Below are 1,939 nucleotides of genomic sequence, written 5' to 3'. Positions count from 1 at the left end.
AAAGATAACCAAAACTACAACTACCACAAAGACTCCAAAAAAGCCAAGTTCAATTAACCAATCAACATTTCGGTAAAAGGCAGCAACCGGCATCAGATCCTCGCGGCGTTCGAAACGCGCATTCACAACTCGGAAGACACCGAATTCAAATGCGCGCTGGCGGAGATCAACAAGATTGCCCTGTTCCGTTTACTGACCCTATAGCGAGCCTGGCCCGAGAAACCTCTAGAACGCTTGTGTTTCCCAGGGCCCTGCAAGCATCCCCAGCCACTTATTTAAAGGCAGACAAGAAGAATGAAAGCTTACGCCGTACCTTTCGAGAAGTTCGTCAACCTGGCCGATGCCCGTCTGGGCACCAAAATCATCTCGGTCACCGATGACTGGTTCGCAGACGCCAATCGTCTGTTCCAACCGACCCCGGCCGTATGGAAGGAGGGCGTGTTCGATGACAACGGCAAGTGGATGGACGGCTGGGAATCGCGCCGCAAGCGCTTCGAGGGCTTCGACAGCGCAGTGATCCGTCTGGGCGTACCGGGCTCGATCAAAGGCGTGGACATCGACACTTCATTCTTCACCGGCAACTTCCCGCCATCGGCCTCGCTGGAAGCGTGCTTCCTGGCCTCGGGCGAGCCTGATGACAACACTCAGTGGACTGAAGTGCTGTCGGCCGTCGAGCTGCAGGGCAACAGCCACCACTACCACGAAATCAACAACGACCAAGCGTTCAGCCACCTGCGCTTCAACATCTACCCGGACGGCGGTGTTGCCCGTCTGCGCGTGTACGGTGTGCCGCATCGCGACTGGTCGGCCGTTGGCGACAACGAGCAAGTCGATCTGGCAGCAGCCCTCAACGGTGGCCGCGCCCTCGCCTGCTCCGACGAACACTTCGGCCGCATGAGCAACATCCTCAACCCGGGCCGTGGCATCAACATGGGCGACGGCTGGGAAACTGCACGTCGTCGTACGCCGGGCAATGACTGGGTCATCGTCGCGCTGGGTCACCCGGGCGAGATCGAGAAGATCGTCGTCGACACCCTGCACTTCAAAGGCAACTACCCGGACACCTGCTCGATCCAGGGCGCGTTCGTGAAAGGTGGTACTGACAGCCAGATCGAAACCCAGTCGCTGTTCTGGCGCGATCTGCTGCCAAGCCAGAAGCTGGAAATGCACGCCGAGCACACCTTCGTCGAGCAGATCAAAGCACTGGGCCCGATCACTCACATCCGCCTGAACGTGTTCCCGGACGGTGGCGTGAGCCGCCTGCGCGTTCTCGGCAAGGTCGCGAAGTAATGCTGAGCCTGTAGGAGCAAAGCTTGCTCGCGAAGGCGTTCGTAAGATCGCCTTCGCTGGCAAGCCAAGCTCCTACAAAAGCAAAAGCAACACCTGTAGGAGCTGCCGCAGGCTGCGATCTTTTGATCTTAAAAACAAAGTCAAAAGATCGCAGGCTTCGCCAGCTTCTACAGGGAAATGCAGTGAATCGATAACGAATTCGGATAAGAAGAACAGCATGCGCACACTAACGATTGAACCGCTGAGCAAAGAAGCCTTCGCCCCTTTCGGTGACGTGATCGAAACCGACGGCAGCGATCACTTCATGATCAACAACGGTTCGACCATGCGCTTCCATAAACTGGCGACGGTCGAAACCGCTCAGCCTGAGGACAACGCGATCATCAGCATCTTCCGCGCCGACGCGCAGGACATGCCGCTGACCGTTTGCATGCTGGAACGCCATCCGCTGGGCAGCCAGGCTTTCATTCCGCTGCTCGGCAACCCCTTTCTGATCGTGGTCGCGCCAGTTGGCGATGAACCTGGATCAGGCTTGGTCCGCGCCTTCGTCACCAACGGCAGGCAGGGCATTAATTACCATCGCGGCGTTTGGCACCATCCGGTGCTGACGATCGAAAAGCGGGTTGACTTCCTGGTGGTTGATCGCAGT

2 protein-coding genes and 1 pseudogene are annotated in these 1,939 nt (G+C 57.7%); all 3 read left to right on the top strand.

All coding sequences use genetic code 11. The annotated features are described in order from the left end of the window. Positions 1-204: pseudogene (locus ACIP66_RS12825) on the top strand (2-oxo-4-hydroxy-4-carboxy-5-ureidoimidazoline decarboxylase); the annotation flags it as partial. Positions 205-294: 90 nt separating this feature from the next. Next, on the top strand, positions 295-1,290 hold the full coding sequence (gene alc / locus ACIP66_RS12820) for an allantoicase (protein ID WP_400648523.1): 996 nt from the start codon (positions 295-297) through the stop codon (positions 1,288-1,290). Between the two features lie 217 nt (positions 1,291-1,507). Next, positions 1,508-1,939: ureidoglycolate lyase (locus ACIP66_RS12815; RefSeq protein ID WP_400648521.1), on the top strand; the 432-nt coding region annotated here is incomplete at its 3' end.

This window comes from Pseudomonas sp. NPDC088429 (genome assembly GCF_044753305.1).
Lineage (GTDB): Bacteria > Pseudomonadota > Gammaproteobacteria > Pseudomonadales > Pseudomonadaceae > Aquipseudomonas > Aquipseudomonas rustica.
This window is presented reverse-complemented; position numbering and strand designations above follow the sequence as displayed.